This is a genomic window from Streptomyces sp. NPDC086147 (assembly GCF_040702165.1).
In the GTDB taxonomy this organism is placed as follows: domain Bacteria; phylum Actinomycetota; class Actinomycetes; order Streptomycetales; family Streptomycetaceae; genus Streptomyces.
In genome coordinates this window covers 1-15,117 of sequence record NZ_JBFBJO010000041.1, presented here as the reverse complement: position 1 = coordinate 15,117, position 15,117 = coordinate 1, and the positions used below count along the sequence as shown (strand labels likewise).

The following is a 15,117-nucleotide window of genomic DNA, read 5'->3' as shown; positions in this document are numbered from 1 at the left end:
GGCCCCGCAGTGGAAGTCCGGCGCGGGCAACGTCTACGCCGACGAGGGCAACCACTGGGACGTGACCTTCTACAACTGCGGCGGCTGCTGAACCGGCACCGCACGGCCACCGGCGGGTGGCGGGGAGCGGCGTCTGCCACCACCCACCGGTGGACCATCGCCTCAGCGGGGGAGGGGCGACGGAAGGGCGTCCATGTACCAGTTCGTCGGACGGTCGACCCTGCTGACGGTACGGGCGTCGAGCGCGACCGCGGCGGAGCTCGTACCGAGGGTTCCGCCCGCGTGCCAGGTGCCCACGACGGTCACCCACGTGTCGGCGGGCGGGGCCTCACTCCCGTGGATCCGTACTTTGACCGCCTGGGCGTCCGCCGAGCAGCAGTTGATCAGGAGCCGGGTCAGGTCCCAGCCCTCGCCCCGCTCGCCGGGCGTGACGAATCCGGTCATCTGGACGCTGCGTCCTTCGACGGCCTGTTCGCGGTCCTGCCGGACGCGGCTGGTGAAGTCGCCGAGCGTCAGCGGAAGGGGCGAGGTCGCCGGCAGCGGTTCGAAGTCGTCCTGCCGCACGACCGGCTTGGAGGTCTGCCGGGAGGCGGTGTAGGAGCCGAGGGCCGGCGGGGCGTAGAGGAGCATGCTCAGCGCGGGCAGGAGGAGCAGCCAGGCCGCCCGGGGCACACCGGAGTGGTCGTGACGGTGACCGTCGTGGTCCTCGTGCGCACCCCGCTCGCCCCCGTCCCGGCGTGGCCCCGGCCCGCGGCGCGACCAGGCGTCGGCCACGCCGAGCAGGAGCAGCAGGACCCCCGACGCGATCAGCATCGGACGCATCCACTCCTTGACGTACCTCAGGTAGAGGTCGGTGAAGAGCGAGATGTGCAGCAGACCGGTGCCGCTGAGGACGAGCAGGACCGCCTGTAGGGAGCGCTTCACAGCAGTATTCCTCCGACGAGCGTGCTGCACAGGATGGCGACGACCGCCGTCGCGGCGGAGAAGCGGAGGGCGAAGGCACGGCCGAACGTGCCTGCCTGGAGCGCTATCAGCTTGAGGTCGACCATCGGTCCCACCACCATGAACACCAGCCGTGCGACGGGCGAGAAGCCGGTGAGCGAGGCCGCGAGGAACGCGTCGGCCTCCGAGCACACCGACAGGAGGACGGCGAGCGCGGCCAGGAACAGCACGGACAGCCAGGGCGAGCCGGAGAACGCGTCGAGTACGGATTCGGGGACGGCGACGTTGAAGGTGGCCGCGGCCATGGCCCCGACGACCACGAAGCCGCCCGCGTGCAGGAAGTCGTGCTGGAAGCCGAGCCGGAACTCCGTCCAGCGGCTGTGTCCCGGCCGGTGTCCGGTGTGGCGCACGCTCGGCCGCAGCCACTTCTCCCGCCCCAGCGCGAGCCACAGCCAGCCCATCACGACGGCCGTGGCGAGCGAGGCGAGCAGCCGGGCCACGACCATGGACGGGTTGCCCGGGAAGGCGATGGCCGTCGTGGTCAGGACGACCGGGTTGACGGCCGGGGCCGACAGCAGGAACGCGAAGGCGGCGGCCGGCGTGACCCCGCGGCCGATCAGGCTCTTGGCGACGGGTATCGACGCGCATTCGCAGCCGGGCAGTACGACTCCGGCCGCTCCGGCCACCGGGACGGCGAGCACGGGCCTGCGGGGCAGCGCCCGGTCGAACGCCCTCGCCGGCACGAACGCGTTGATCGCACCGGACAGGGCCGTTCCAAGGAGCAGGAACGGCAACGCCTGTACGCAGATGGAGAGGCAGACGTTCCGCCAGGCCTGCACGGCCGGCTCGTCGCCCCACAGGCCGATGACGACGACCAGCGTCCCGGGAAGCACCGCCGCCCCGAGAAGGACCAGGGGCCAGAAAAGGGGCGAGCCACGGCCGGGCGCCTCGTCGGCGACCGCGGGAGCCGCGTCGTCCGTCATGCCCCCGTACGAGTCCTCTGACCGTGCACCTGTCTTTTGCATGCCACTCCGATTGCCTGATGTTCGGACCGAAAGATACCTGTCGCCCGGCCCCGCACCTCCCGCGCGCCGACGTCGCGACGGCCGCCCCGTACCTTCCGCGCGCCGACGTCGCGACGGTCGCCCCGCACCTCACCGCTCGTCGGTGTGGAGCCGAAGCCCCCTCACTCCCCGAAGGACCGCGTCACGCGTTCCGGGTCCGCTCCTCTCAGGACCTCGGAGGGAGGGCCTGACGCGGCGATCCGGCCGGCGTCCAGCAGCAGGCAGTGTTCCGCCCTGCGGGCCGCCGTGATGTCGTGCGTGGCCTGGACGACCGTGACTCCTTCGCCCGTCAGCTCGTCGAGGACCCGCGCGATCGTTTCGCGGGCCGAGCCGTCGAGAGCGCCGGCCGGTTCGTCGAGCAGCAGGAGATCGGCTCCCTGCGCCAGGCCCTGCGCGACCAGGACGCGCTGGCGCTGGCCTCCCGACAGCTCGCCCAACTGACGTTCCGCGAGGTCGGCGACGTCCAGGCGTTCCATGCTCGTCTCCACCGCCTCGCGGTCCTCCGCGGAAGGGCGCCGGAGGGGCCGAGCCGGCCCCACCGCCCCATGGCCACGGTCTCCCGCGCCGTGAGCGGCAGGACATCGGCCACCGCGCTGCGCTGCATCACGAAGGCCGGCCGCACGGCCGTGCGGTGGACCACCGTGCCGGATGAGGCCGGGATCACCCCGGCCAGAAGGCCCAGCAGGGTCGACTTGCCCGACCCGTTCGGCCCCATCACCGCCGTCACCGCCAAGGACGCTATCTCCAGGTCGAGTTGGAACAGGACGCCGGTGCGGGCGTAACCCGCCGACACGTCCCTGAGCGACACCTGCGATGCCGAGTGCGAGCCGATCACGGCACACCTCCTTTGTATTGATAATCATTTTCATTATATGGTCCCGCTCCATGGAATGGTTGGTGGCCCCCTTCGAGGTGGGCTTTGTGCAGCGGGCTCTGTGGGGCGGCGTACTGGTGGCGCTGATCTGCGCCCTCGCCGGTACGTGGGTGGTCCTGCGGGGGATGGCGTTCCTCGGCGACGCGATGTCGCACGGGATGCTGCCCGGGATCGCCCTGGCCTCCCTGCTGGGGGGCAACCTGCTGGCGGGAGCGGCGGTGAGCGCGGTCGTCATGGCCGCGGGCGTCACGGCGGTCGGCAGATCGCACCGGCTGTCCCAGGGCACCAGCATCGGACTGCTCTTCGTCGGCATGCTGTCGCTGGGGGTGATCATCGTCTCCCGCTCGCAGTCCTTCGCGGTGGACCTGACCGGGTTCCTGTTCGGCGACGTGCTCGCCGTGCGTCAAGGCGATCTCGTCCTGCTCGGAATCGCCCTGGCCCTGGCCCTGGCGGTCTCGGTCCTGGGCTACCGGCCTTTCGTCGCCCTGGCGTTCGACGAGCGCAAGGCCCACACGCTGGGACTGCGGCCGAAGGCGGCCCACGCCGCCCTCCTGGGCCTGCTGACGCTGGCGATCGTCACCTCCTTCCACATCGTGGGCACCCTGCTCGTCTTCGGCCTGCTCATCGCACCGCCGGCGACGGTGCTGCCGTGGGCACGCCGCATCCCCGTGATCATGGCCGGCGCGGCAGTCCTCGGCTCCACCGCGGTGTTCCTGGGACTACTGGTGTCCTGGTACGCGGGAACCGCGGCCGGAGCGACCGTCTCGGCCGTCGCGGTCCTGCAGTTCCTGCTCTCCCACCTCACCGCCGAATGCCGGGGCAGCCGCCCCCGGCTGACCCGGCGTGCGTTCACCCTCATCGCGCGGCCCGGACCGCGCACGGACAAGGTGCCCTCGTGACCGACCTCAGGAAGACCTCCACCGCGGTGATCCTCACCGCCTGCCTGCTCGCCTCGGGATGCTCCGGCGGCGACGAGCCGGAACCTGCAGGGGACAAAGCGAAGGAAGCGGTCCCGCACGGCTACGTCGAAGGCGCGCAGGAGTCCGCCGAACAGCAGTCCCGCCTGGTCATGGCCGACGCCGCCACCGGTACGGTGCGCGTCCTGGACCTGATCACCGAGGACACCACCACCCTCGGAGCGGTGGGACCCGTCGAGGGCGTCACCGCCGACGACCGCTTCGCCTACCTCGCCACCGGCGCCGGTACCGAGATCGTCGACGGCGGCGCCTGGACGGTGGACCACGGCGACCACGTGCACTACTACCGTACGAAGATTCGCCGCGCGGGCCGGGTCGGGAGCACCAGTCCGGTCCGCGCCCACTCCGATCCCGTGGTCACCGCCCTGTCCTCCGGCGACGGCTCGGTCCGTTTGCTCGACCGCGAGGCACTGGAGGACGCACGGCCCGGTGCGGGCCGGGTCCTGCCCGGTGCCACCGCGCCCGTGGTCCCCTACAGGGAACACCTGATCGTGCCCGGTGCCGCCGGCGACCGTGTCGAGATCCGCGCCCGCGACGGCAGACCGGTCTCCTCCCTGAACGAGACCTGCTCCGAACCGCGTGGCACGGCGCTCACCCGCCGCGGCGTGGTGCTGGGCTGCGCCGACGGAGCGCTGCTGATCAGCGAGGGCGGCGGTGCGTTCACCGCGCGGAAGATCCCCTACGGCACGTCCGTGGCGCCGGCCGAACGGGCCGTCGAGTTCCGTCACCGGGCCGGGAGTACGACCCTCGCCGCCCGGGCCGGGCGGAACGCGGCCTGGATCCTCGACGTCACCGGGTCGAGGTGGAAACGGATCGAGACCGGCCCCGTCACCGCCGTGAACACGGCGGGGGAGGGAACCCCGCTGCTCGCCCTCGGCGCCGACGGGTACCTGAGCGCCTACGACCCGGCCACGGGCAGGCGCACGAGCCGTACGCCGCTGCTGTCCCGGACCTCCGGCGGCCCGGTACCGGTCATCGAGGTGGACACCGGCCGCGCCTACGTCAACGACCCGGCCGGCCGCGCGGTGTACGAGATCGACTTCAAGGACCGGCTGCGCCGCGCCCGCACCTTCTCCCTGGATTTCACGCCCTCGCACATGGTGGAGACCGGACGATGACGCACCCTGTTCACCACCGGCACCGTCCCACCGCTCTCGCTGCTTCTCTCGCCCTCGCCCTCGTCGGCACGCTGCTCCTGGGACTCACGGCCTGCACCCCCACCGCCGGCGCGCAGCGTCCGGGCGTCGTGGTCACCACCAACATCCTCGGTGACATCACCCGGGAGATCGTCGGCGACCAGGCCGAAGTCACCGTCCTGATGGGACCCGGCGCCGACCCCCACTCCTTCGGAGTCTCCGCGCCCCAGGCGGCGAAGATCGAACAGGCCGACCTGATCGTCCACAACGGCCTCGGCCTGGAGGAGAACGTCCTGCGCCACGTGGAAGCGGCGCGGGAAGCCGGTGTGGACGCCCTCGCCGTGGGCGAGGGCGTCGATCCCCTCACCTACGCCTCGGACGACATGGCAGGCCGGCCCGACCCGCACTTCTGGACCGACCCCCTCCGCGTGCGCACCGCGGTCCGGCTCATCACCGACCGACTGATCGAGCACGTCGACGGCGTCGACGCCGCCGTCGTCCGAGCCAACGCCGCCCGCTACGACGCCCGGCTCGCCGACCTCGCGGCCTGGATGAAGAACCGCTTCGCCGCGATACCACCGAACAAGCGCGACCTGGTGACCAACCACCACGTCTTCGGCTACCTCGCCCAGCGTTTCGGTTTCCGCGTCGTCGGGGCCGTCGTCCCCAGCGGCACCACCCTCGCCTCGCCCAGCGCCTCCGACCTCAAGTCCCTGGCCACGGCGATCGAGAGGGCGAAGGTGCCGGCGATCTTCGCCGACTCCTCCCGGCCCGACCGGCTCGCCCAAGCCCTCAAGCGCGAAAGCGCCGTGGACGTACGCGTCCTGTCCCTGTTCTCCGAGTCCCTGACGGAACGGGGCGGGGGCGCCGCCACCTACCTGGAAATGATGCGCGCCAACACCACGGCCATAGCCGACGGCCTCGGCGCGCCCACCCCCACCGCCCGCCCCGCGGCGGGCACCGAAAGGAAGACCCCATGACCACCACGACCCGTTCGCGCGCCGCGGCAGGCGTCACCCTCCTCATCGTCACCTCCCTCGCCCTGACCGCCTGCGGCACCGACACTGCCGACAAGCCCGCGGCCAAGGAGAACCAGAACAAGCCCAGCGCCTCGGCGAAGCCGGTCACCGACCCGCTCGTCGCCACCTACGAAGGCGGTCTCCACGTTCTGGACGACCGGACCCTGAAGGTCGTCAAAGACATGCCCATGGCCGGCTTCAACCGGGTCAACCCCGCCGGCGACGACCGCCACGTCATCGTCTCCACCTCCGAGGGCTTCCGCGTCATGGACGCCGTCGACCAGCGGCTCACCGACACCGAGTTCAAGGGCCCCAAGCCCGGCCACGTCGTACGGCACGCGGACCGGACCGTCCTGTTCACCGACGGCACCGGACAGGTCACCTCCTTCGACCCCCACGACCTCGCCGGGGGCGAGCCCGCCACCACCACGTACACCTCCGCGGCTCCCCATCACGGCGTCGCCGTCGAGCTGAAGGACGGCCGGCTGGTCAGCACCCTGGGCACCGAGGAGAAGCGCACCGGCCTGGTCGTCCTCGGCAAGGACCGCGAGGAGATCGCCCGCAACGAGCAGTGCCCCGGCGTTCACGGAGAGGCCACCGCCAAGGACGAAGTCGTCGTCGGCTGCGAAGACGGGGTCCTCGTGTACAAGAACGGGGCCTTCACCAAGGTGAAGAGCCCCACGGCCTACGGCCGGATCGGCAACCAGGCCGGATCCGACCTGTCCCCGATCGTCCTGGGCGACTTCAAGAAGGACAAGGACGCCGAACTCGAACGGCCCCGGCAGGTCTCCCTGATCAACACCATCACCGGGAAGATGAACCTGCTCGACCTCGGCACCAGCTACACCTTCCGCTCCCTGGCCCGTGGTCCCCACGCGGAGGGACTCGTCCTAGGCACCGACGGCAGGATCCACGTGATCGACCCCGAAGCCGGCAAGGTCACCAGGACGATCCCGGCCATCGGCACCTGGCAGGAGCCCCTGGACTGGCAGCAGCCCCGCCCCGCCCTCTTCGTCCGCGACCACACCGCCTACGTCACCGACCCCGCGACCAAGAAGATCCACGCCGTCGACATCGAGACCGGAAAGGAACTCGCCTCCGCCACCCTGCCCGCGACGCCCAACGAGATCAGCGGCGTCAAGCACTGATCCCCACGGAGGAACCGGGCCCGCCATGGCTGGCTGCAAGCAGAGTGGGATACCGCCCAAGCATGATCCGAAGGAGATGGCCCGGTACCGCATCAGGCAACGTCCGCCCTGGGTGGTCTGCTCATCTGCGACGATGACCGCATGGACGAAGAAGTCATTCCCGTTCTCCGCGTCGAGGACGCTGCGGCGGCGGTCGCGTGGTACGAACGGCTGGGCTTCGCCAAGCAGTGGGAACACCGCTTCGAGCCGGGGTTCCCCGCGTTTGTCGAGGTCGCCCGGGGCGGGGTGCGGTTGTTCTTGTCGGAGCACGAGGGGGACGCTCGTCCCGACACGCTGGTCTACCTCCGCATGCGTGATGTCGAGGTCATCGCCTCCGAGTTCGGTGTGCAGGTGAAGGATGCTCCGTGGGCGCGTGAGATCGAGTTGCGCGACCCTGACGGCAACCGGCTGCGGATCGGTACGCCGACGGAATGACCCCCGCCGGCAGCGCGTGGCAGGGAAGCCATGCCGGTGGCTGAGCGAGTACGCGTCCGCGAGATCGATGACGACGAGGAGCAGCGCATCCTGCGGACCATCCGCCGGGCCCCTCGGTCGGTAGGCGATTCCCTCTGGGCGCGCGCCCACTGCCGTTGCCGCACCTCACCGCACTGGGCAGGCTCCCATGCGCCGTCAGCTGCGCCAACGAGCCCGCAGGCCAACACGCCTAGGACCAATGGCTGATGCGGTGAGGGCTCAGGGGCCGAGGCGAGGACGGGGCGGCGGTACCAGGATGAACGGCATGCGAATCGGAATCCTCGGAACAGGACATGTGGGACGGGCTCTCGCGGGCGGCTGGGCGCGGGCCGGCCACGACGTCGTCGTCGGGTCGCGCCGGCCCGACGACCCGGAGCTGACGAAGAGGCTGGAGGACCTCATCGAGGCGGGGGTGCGGATCGACGTTCCCGCCGGAACCGCCGCGCACGCGGAGGTGCTGGTGAACGCCACCCCGGGCACGGCCTCCGTGGCCCTGCTCCACACGATCGGCGCTCCGGCGCTCGCGGGGAAGGTCCTGTTCGACGTCGCCGTCGGCTTCCTGGAGGACGGGACGCTCTCGCACCCCCTCGTCAGCCTCGGCGAGGAGATCCAGCAGGCCTTCCCGGACACGCACGTGGTGAAGACCCTCTCCACGATCGACCGCGGGCTGATGGTCGCACCGGACTCCCTGGAGGGGCCGAGCACGGTGTTCCTCTCCGGCGAGGACCCGTCGGCGAAGGAGACCGTCTGCGGCCTTCTGCACGACCTGGGCTGGCCCGACGGCTCCCTCCTCGACCTGGGCGGCATCGAGACGGCCCGGGGACAGGAGCACTTCGCCCTGCTCTTCATGGGGATCGCGGCGGCGACCGGCACGTACGGGTTCGGCATCCGGGTCGTCCTCCCGAACGCGGGCACCCGGGCGCCAACCGGATAACCGGCCCGGACAACCGACATCGCCAAGGTAGTCGTCGTCTTTTGCCGTGACCTCGTCATGAGGTGAGGCAGGCTCGTTGACCGGGGCTTTTCGAGGTGCGGGGCGGTGATGCCCCGTGCTCGGGAAACGCGATCTCCCTTCGCCCCGGTGTTCGTCATTGGCAACGGTTGGCTGTCAGGAGGGCGCGGGCGTGCCGGACGAGTGCCTGGCGTACGCCGTCGGGGGACAGCACCCAGGCCGATGACGACGAGCTCGTACTGACCCGAGGGCACGAGAAGACGCGGATCCCGCTCCCGGCCGTGCGGATAGTCCGGGCGGAGGGCCGTGCCGTCACCATAGAGATCATCGGCCCGGCCGGATCGACCCCCGCCGTCCACCGGATCGGAGGCGTGATCGAGGCGGCGGCGTCACGTAGGTGCTGCGGACCGGTGTCGCGTGGCGTGATGTCCCTGCGGAGACCGTGGGCCGCTCCGGAGTGACGTCTTACCGCGTCGGGCCGGACAGCAGAAGCTGGCGCAGATCCTTGCCCAGCGCACTCGGACCTGGGGAGCAGACCACCCCAGACACGAGCTGCACATGATCACGTCCTCAACCACCGACGAGGTGTGAAACGTCGGGCAAAGACGACTTCGCCTGCCGCGACTTCCAGCGCCCGAGTCCTGAGCAGCGCCGGAACCGAGTGATGGACCAGAGCCACAGGCCGTTGACTCCGATACCCGGGACGCACTCTCTGCCGGCAAGCGATGCCCACTCGCCCCGGGCGCCCCTTCGTGCCCGGCGCACCCACTCCGCCGAGTGGCGTCCACCGGATGGACACCACTCGGCGGGCAGCGGCTCGGTCGGGGCCGGGCGAGGTGTCCACGACGACGAGTTCGGCCGGGGCCTCCCGCGCGTAGATCTCGGCAACATGACCGCAGTTGGTCGCATCATGCCGAACGCATCGGCTGCTGAGCTCCGGCCGAGCGCTCCGGACGCCTACTCCCAGGCTGCCGCGCCCCGCAGCAGATTGTGGTCGGACATGTTGGCGGTGCGGCCCATGGCATCGCCCTGCACGGTCTTGAAGTGGTCGGCGGACACGAAGATGTAGTCCAGCTTCCCGTTGTCGTGCGTGGACTCGCCGGAGCGGCAGTAGTTCAGGCCCGCGCAGCCCGTCGGGAACCGGTCCTTGTCGGTCTCGTCCACCTCGCCGTAGCGGCCGGTCCCGCCCTGGAAGCCGTAGAACTCGCCCATCTCGGTGTCGCCGGGGTGGGCGTTGAAGTCGCCGCCCAGGATCACGGGCAGGTTCCCCGGCAGGGACCAGGCGTCGACCCGGGCCCGCACGGCTTGGGCCTGCTGGATGCGGGCCGTGTTGAGAAGGTCCTCGTCGTTCTCGTCCCTGTCGCCCTTGTGCGTCAGGTGGGTCACGCAGGCGAGCGCCGTACGCCCCTCGATACCGCCCTTGGCGCAGAGCAGTGCCCGCTTGTTGGAGTCGACCGGGTTCTCCGGCAGGTCGGCGGTCAGGCGCTCCACGGGCGCGGTGCTCTTGACGAACACCGCCATGCCGAAGCGCTTGTCGCCCGTAGCGGTCCACTTGCCGCAGCCCGCCGGGCCGCTGCTCGTGGCGAGCCAGACCGGCTGGTAGCCGGTGAGGCTGTCGCGCAGGGCGGCGTACTGGCCGTAGCAGGCCTCGGTGAGCAGGAGGGTGTCGGCGGACCAGTTGTCCATCGAGGTCTTGACCGTGGCGGCCCACTGCGCCGCCGTGACGCCTTCGTGCGCGCACACATTGCCGCAGGCGTTGTACGTGAGCATCCGCACGGAGGGCGCGGTCGAGGGCGTGACGACGTCGGCGCGGGCCGCGGTGGGCGCGAGGCCGGCGGTCGCCAGGACGGCGGCTGCACCGACGGTCAGTACCCGGCGCAGGGCCCGCAGGGGTGTGGCAAGAGTCATTGTCCCAGGCTTCCTCAAGGCAGGAACGTGCCTCTGACGTGCACGTTCAGGGCACGAGTATTGGGGAGGCGCCCGGGACGGCGCCGGGCGGGGTGCGCGTCAGCGCGGCCTGACCGCCGTGACGACGAAGTAGTCGAGGATCTTCTCCTCGTACGCGCGCAGGAAGTTGCGCGGCCAGGTGCCCGGGGCCCACCAGCGGGAGAGCCAGGCGTCCCAGCCGTGCCAGACCTCCGGGCCGATGGACACGGTCCGCACCTCGGCCAGGCCCGCGGCCGCGAAGGCCTCGGCGAGGGCGGTCACGGGCCGGGCGATGTCCAGGCCGCTCGCGTACGTCTCCAGCAGTCCCGCGAGCTGTTCGGGGCGGCCGGGGACATCGTCCGCGGTGAAGAAGCTGGTGACGGCCACGGCTCCGCCGGGCCGCAGGACCCGTGCCGTCTCGGCCGCGAAACCGGCGAGGTCGGGGAAGTGCTGCACGGCCTCGACGCTGACGACGGCGTCGAACGCCCCGTCCTGCCAGGGCATCCGCTCCGCGGCCCCCTCGGCGAACCGCAGCCGGCCCGGCTGCTCCTCCAGCAGTACGGCATGCGTCTCGCGCGCCCGGGTCAGCTGGTCGGGATGGATGTCCATGCCGGTGACGGCGTCGGGCCCGTACTCCGTGAGGGCGACCGCGCAGCCCGTGCCCAGCCCGCAGCCCACGTCGAGCACCCGCCGCCGGCGCAGCGGCCCGGCGGCGTCCAGGACGTGCCGGTACAGGGCCTGCTGACTGCGGGCCCGCTCGTTCTCGCCGAGCGGTCCGGCCAGGTCGATCCCCTGCCAGTAACCGAAGTTGATGAAGCCACCGCCGAACATCGGCTGCCGCCCCAGGTCCAAGGGCCCGTACGTCTCCCGTACCGCCGGCCGGATGCCGGGGCGCTCCTGCTCGGCACCCGTGTCTTCCCTCGCCACTGCCTGCTCTCCTCCCGGGCACGACCCGTCCACTGCCACCGCCGCACGTGTACGGATCCCACGGATCCTGCCCCGGCGCCGTACGAGCATGCCGGAGGCCGCCACCCGGTACGAAAAGCTCGCCGTCCGGTACGAAGCGACTGCGCTGGTCGCAGCCCGTGAGGAGTGGTGGTGACGGGCACGCTGCTGAGACCATGCGCCGGTGAACTCAGGACTCCCCACCGGATGGACGATCGAACGCGTGCGCGCTCTTTCCGGTGACCCGAGCGCCGTCCCGCTCCCCTTCGATCGGCTCGTAGTCGTCGCAACACTCCCTGACCCCCGTGCCACTGCCTGCCGCCAGGGCCGCACATGAACATCGTCCGGCTCCCCGGCACGGACACCACCCTCCGACCGAGCCGGCTCTCCGCCCCCGGCGCCCCTCCGTGGAGCACCAGCCCGGCGGCATGCCACCGGTCGGAGTAATCCACCGTTCCGGCCCCGGCGGGGATCAAGGTGTCGGAGTGGACAACGCCAGCCCCTCGGCACCGCGCGCGGAGCGTCTGATCACTCTCTCCGACGGTATCTTCGCGATCGCGATGACGCTCCTCGCACTCGACGTGCGGGTCCCTCCGGGCCTCGCCACCGAGCAGTTCCACGAGGCGCTGCGCGCGTCCCTGCCGTCGCTCGCCGCGTACGCGCTGTCCTTCCTCATCTGCTGCGTCTTCTGGCGGGACCAGCGGCAGATCCTGTCGATGGCCGCCACCGTCGGCGGCGTCCCGCAGTATCTCGCGCTGGCGGTCCTCGCCGTCATCGCCATCGTGCCCTTCCCGACCTCGATGCTTGCCGAGTACGGGGCCCGCGAACCGGTCGCGGTCGCCGCCTACGCCGCCACCATCTGCTTGGTCGACCTGCTCCAGTTCGCGATGTTCGCCACCCTGCGCACGCGCCACGGGATCCGGACGGTGGGGGAGTGGGGGGACACCGCCGTCGATCTCGGTGCGACGATCCTCGTCTTCGGGCTCTCCGTGCCGCTCGCCTTCGTCGCCCCGCACGCGGCACTGTGGTTCTGGCTGGCGCTCTTCCCGGTGAAGGTGTTCCTCGGGCGGCGCGAACAGCGCAGAATGGCCGCCGCGCACAAGGACGGTACCGGGATCGGAAGCTCGGGCACCGAGGGGCCGGAGGGCGACGAGAAGCACAGGTGAAGCAGGGTGCGTCAGCCGCACCCGGGTGCGCCGGGCACGCTCCTCCCATGCGCCCGCGCGCCCCCGCACGGGCATGGCCCGCCGTTCCCCGCGGCCCCACCATGAGCGCGGAACCGGAATGCGGCCGAGGCCGCCCGCCGGACGAGGACCGGCAGCGATGCCGTACATCACGGGGGGACGTATGGGACGACGCTGGCTGGTGACCGGATGCTCGTCGGGTCTGGGCCGGGCGCTGGCGGAGGCGGCCGCCTCCGCCGGGCACGAGGTCGCGGTCACCGCCCGCAGCACCGCGGCACTGGAGGAGACGGCCGCCCGCCACCCGGGGCGGATCGTGCCGATCCCGTTGGAGCTGCGCGACGCGGCCCAGTGCGAGGAGGCCGTCCGCCGCGCCACCGCACGGCTCGGCGGCATCGACGTCCTGGTCAACAACGCCGGGGCCGGGTTGTTCGGCGCTGCTGAGGAGGTCTCCGACGCCGAGATACGCGACCAGCTGGAAACCCTGCTGATCGGCCCGTGGCGGCTGGTCCGCCTCGTCCTGCCGGGCATGCGTGCCCAGGGCCACGGCCACATCGTCAACGTCTCGTCGCTCGCCGGCCGGATGGCCTTTCCGGGCCTGGGCGCCTATGTCGCGGGGAAGTTCGCGCTGGAGGGCATGAGCCAGACGCTCGCCGCCGAGGTCGCCCCCCTGGGCATCCGGGTCACCGTGGTCGAACCGGGGGGCTTCGCCACGCGCTACGGGACCTCGCTGGGCCGGTCCGCACGGCGGATGCCCGAGTACGCCACCACGACCGCCGGAATGCTGGACGGACTGCGCGGCATGGCCGACGACGCGGCGATGGGCCGGCCCGAGGACTTCGCGGCCCGGGTGCTCGCTCTCGTCGCCTCGGAGAGCGCCACGCCGCTGCGGGTCCCGATCGGCGAGGACGCCTTCCTCTACCTCGAGGCCGTGGAACGGGCGACACGTGACGAACTGGCCGCCGCCCGCGCCCTGACAGACGCGCCGTCGCCTCCGGTGGTGGAGGGCACCGCCCACGATCCGACGTGACGCCGGACCCTACTGCTCCCTGAGCGGGCGAGGGCTCCGGGCTCCGACACGTGGGCTACCGGACCGACCGGGCCGGCGGCACTGTCCCCTGCGTGGCCCTGCCGAGCCGATACCTCCGGATTTCACCGCCGAATTCGAAGGATTCGAACCGGGGCCGCCGATACGCATCAGGAACAGGACCCGGTAGTAGTTGTCGTCGGCCGGCGGGACGGAGGCGACCAGCCGGAGCCAGAGCGGTCACCTCGGCGTCGAGCGCGGCGAGCCGGAGCGCGACCCGCCGCACCGAGCGGTCGCCGCGGCAGACTGCCGCGGGAGGAAGCCCGCCGCGCCGTGCGCCGGCTACCGGCCGCCGCGGGTCATCGTGGACGAACATTCCGTCCTCGGCGACCGGGACCGGCGGCAGGTTGGTGACCTCAAGGCCGTTCAGTCGCTGCACCGTGATCCGCGGCACCGCGGTGGGTGCCGGTCCGTCCAGGTCCAGTCGTCCGGTCACCGTGAACGGCTCCCCGGCGACGGCAGGGCCGTGCGTCACGTCCACGAACCGCGACGGGACCAGGGCCCTCCCGGGTCTGGATCGTGTGCAGCCAGAACCTCGTGCCCTCGTGGTTGGAGGTCACGACGAAGAGCTGTTGTCCCTCTCCGGAGAACTCCATGCCCCGCAGGACGACGCGGTGACCTGCGGCCCCGTTCCGCTCTCCAGAAGAGGTTGGACCGGACGGGAGACATGGCGGACCTCCACTCGGCCATCTCCGTCGGACGCGTCACGGTCGAGACGGTGGACCAGCGGCATGTCCAGCGGGCCATGTACCTGTCCGACTTGGCGATGGCGCTGTGGGAGCGCTACAAGCAGGCGGGGGCCAAGGAGGACCTGGGCGAGTCGGTCACACTGCTGGAGGAGGCCGTGGCCGTGACGCCCGACGGCGAGTTCGAGTGGGCCGGTCGACGGTCGAACCTCGCGGGAGCCCTCCGACTCCGGTACGAGAGCGAGGGAGCGCTCGCGGATCTCGACCGGGTCGTCACCCTGCTGGACGAAGCGGTCCGGGCGAGCCCGGCGAAGCCGTCCCACAAGTCCAACCTGGCGGCGGCGCTGACGGCGAGGGCCCGGCACACACATGCGTTGGAGGACCTCGACCGGGTCGTACAGGTGACCCAGGACGCACTGCTTGGCGCACCCGCCGAGTACGCGGACAGAGCCGTGCTGGAATCCACGCTGGCCAGGGCTCTGATCAGAAGGTCCCAGCGGACGGGGTCCGACACCGACCTGGACGAAGCGCTGGAGAGCACGCGCCGGTCACTTCAGGTCACACCAGCGGACCATTCCGGACGTGGGGGGGGGGGGGCGGGCCCCCCCCCCGCGGGCGGCGGGGGGGGGGGGGGAACCGCTGAAAAAAAAACACACAAAAACAGAAA

General features: G+C 71.4%; 14 protein-coding genes and 1 pseudogene. 9 read left to right on the top strand and 6 right to left on the bottom strand.

Annotated features, from left to right (window positions below):
• Positions 1-162: 162 nt before the first annotated feature.
• The 3 genes and pseudogenes from AB0398_RS33820 to aztA all read right to left on the bottom strand — a co-directional run bounded on the left by AB0398_RS33820 (position 163) and on the right by aztA (position 2,739).
• Positions 163-924 (bottom strand): TIGR03943 family protein, encoded by a 762-nt coding sequence (locus tag AB0398_RS33820; RefSeq protein ID WP_366379505.1) that lies wholly within the window; start codon positions 922-924, stop codon positions 163-165.
• A complete protein-coding gene (locus tag AB0398_RS33815) occupies positions 921-1,925 on the bottom strand; it encodes a permease (protein WP_366379504.1) in 1,005 nt (334 codons plus the stop codon). The genes AB0398_RS33820 and AB0398_RS33815 overlap by 4 nt, the downstream gene beginning before the upstream one ends.
• A 203-nt stretch (positions 1,926-2,128) precedes the next feature.
• Positions 2,129-2,739, bottom strand: a pseudogene (gene aztA / locus AB0398_RS33810) (zinc ABC transporter ATP-binding protein AztA).
• Between the two features lie 152 nt (positions 2,740-2,891).
• Between aztA and aztB the strand changes: the two are divergent.
• The 6 genes from aztB to AB0398_RS33780 all read left to right on the top strand — a co-directional run bounded on the left by aztB (position 2,892) and on the right by AB0398_RS33780 (position 8,607).
• Positions 2,892-3,779: a zinc ABC transporter permease AztB gene (gene aztB / locus AB0398_RS33805; protein WP_366379503.1), complete on the top strand. Its 888-nt coding sequence runs from the start codon at positions 2,892-2,894 to the stop codon at positions 3,777-3,779.
• Complete coding sequence (locus tag AB0398_RS33800) at positions 3,776-4,975, top strand: hypothetical protein (protein WP_366379502.1); 1,200 nt, start codon at positions 3,776-3,778, stop codon at positions 4,973-4,975. The genes aztB and AB0398_RS33800 overlap by 4 nt, the downstream gene beginning before the upstream one ends.
• Complete coding sequence (gene aztC / locus AB0398_RS33795; RefSeq protein ID WP_366379501.1) at positions 4,972-5,973, top strand: zinc ABC transporter substrate-binding protein AztC; 1,002 nt, start codon at positions 4,972-4,974, stop codon at positions 5,971-5,973. The genes AB0398_RS33800 and aztC overlap by 4 nt, the downstream gene beginning before the upstream one ends.
• On the top strand, positions 5,970-7,160 hold the full coding sequence (gene aztD / locus AB0398_RS33790) for a zinc metallochaperone AztD (protein WP_366379500.1): 1,191 nt from the start codon (positions 5,970-5,972) through the stop codon (positions 7,158-7,160). Before aztC ends, aztD begins: the two co-directional genes overlap by 4 nt.
• A 141-nt stretch (positions 7,161-7,301) precedes the next feature.
• On the top strand, positions 7,302-7,634 hold the full coding sequence (locus AB0398_RS33785) for a glyoxalase superfamily protein (protein ID WP_366379499.1): 333 nt from the start codon (positions 7,302-7,304) through the stop codon (positions 7,632-7,634).
• A 304-nt stretch (positions 7,635-7,938) separates the two neighbouring features.
• Complete coding sequence (locus AB0398_RS33780) at positions 7,939-8,607, top strand: NAD(P)-binding domain-containing protein (protein WP_366379498.1); 669 nt, start codon at positions 7,939-7,941, stop codon at positions 8,605-8,607.
• Positions 8,608-9,582: 975 nt separating this feature from the next.
• Here AB0398_RS33780 and AB0398_RS33775 read toward each other — a convergent pair.
• Together AB0398_RS33775 and AB0398_RS33770 are read right to left on the bottom strand one after the other, a co-directional pair.
• The gene (locus tag AB0398_RS33775) at positions 9,583-10,533 is read right to left on the bottom strand and encodes an endonuclease/exonuclease/phosphatase family protein (protein ID WP_366379497.1); all 951 of its coding nucleotides are present in this window, start codon (positions 10,531-10,533) and stop codon (positions 9,583-9,585) included.
• A gap of 99 nt (positions 10,534-10,632) precedes the next feature.
• The gene (locus AB0398_RS33770) at positions 10,633-11,478 is read right to left on the bottom strand and encodes a class I SAM-dependent methyltransferase (RefSeq protein WP_366379496.1); all 846 of its coding nucleotides are present in this window, start codon (positions 11,476-11,478) and stop codon (positions 10,633-10,635) included.
• 503 nt (positions 11,479-11,981) lie between these two features.
• On the opposite strand from AB0398_RS33770, the gene AB0398_RS33765 reads away from it, so the two are divergent.
• Both AB0398_RS33765 and AB0398_RS33760 read left to right on the top strand, forming a co-directional pair.
• Positions 11,982-12,662, top strand: a complete 681-nt coding sequence (locus AB0398_RS33765) for a TMEM175 family protein (protein ID WP_366379495.1) — start codon at positions 11,982-11,984, stop codon at positions 12,660-12,662.
• 181 nt (positions 12,663-12,843) lie between these two features.
• Entirely contained in the window at positions 12,844-13,707 is an 864-nt protein-coding gene (locus tag AB0398_RS33760; protein ID WP_366379494.1) for an SDR family oxidoreductase, read from the top strand.
• Positions 13,708-13,762: 55 nt separating this feature from the next.
• Here the strand turns inward: AB0398_RS33760 and AB0398_RS33755 are convergent, their stop codons facing one another.
• Positions 13,763-14,245, bottom strand: coding sequence for a hypothetical protein (locus tag AB0398_RS33755; RefSeq protein WP_366379493.1), 483 nt, complete (start codon positions 14,243-14,245; stop codon positions 13,763-13,765).
• 186 nt (positions 14,246-14,431) lie between these two features.
• Here AB0398_RS33755 and AB0398_RS33750 point away from each other — a divergent pair.
• Positions 14,432-15,117, top strand: a 686-nt coding sequence (locus AB0398_RS33750) for a tetratricopeptide repeat protein (RefSeq protein WP_366379492.1), incomplete at its 3' end; no start/stop codon positions are given.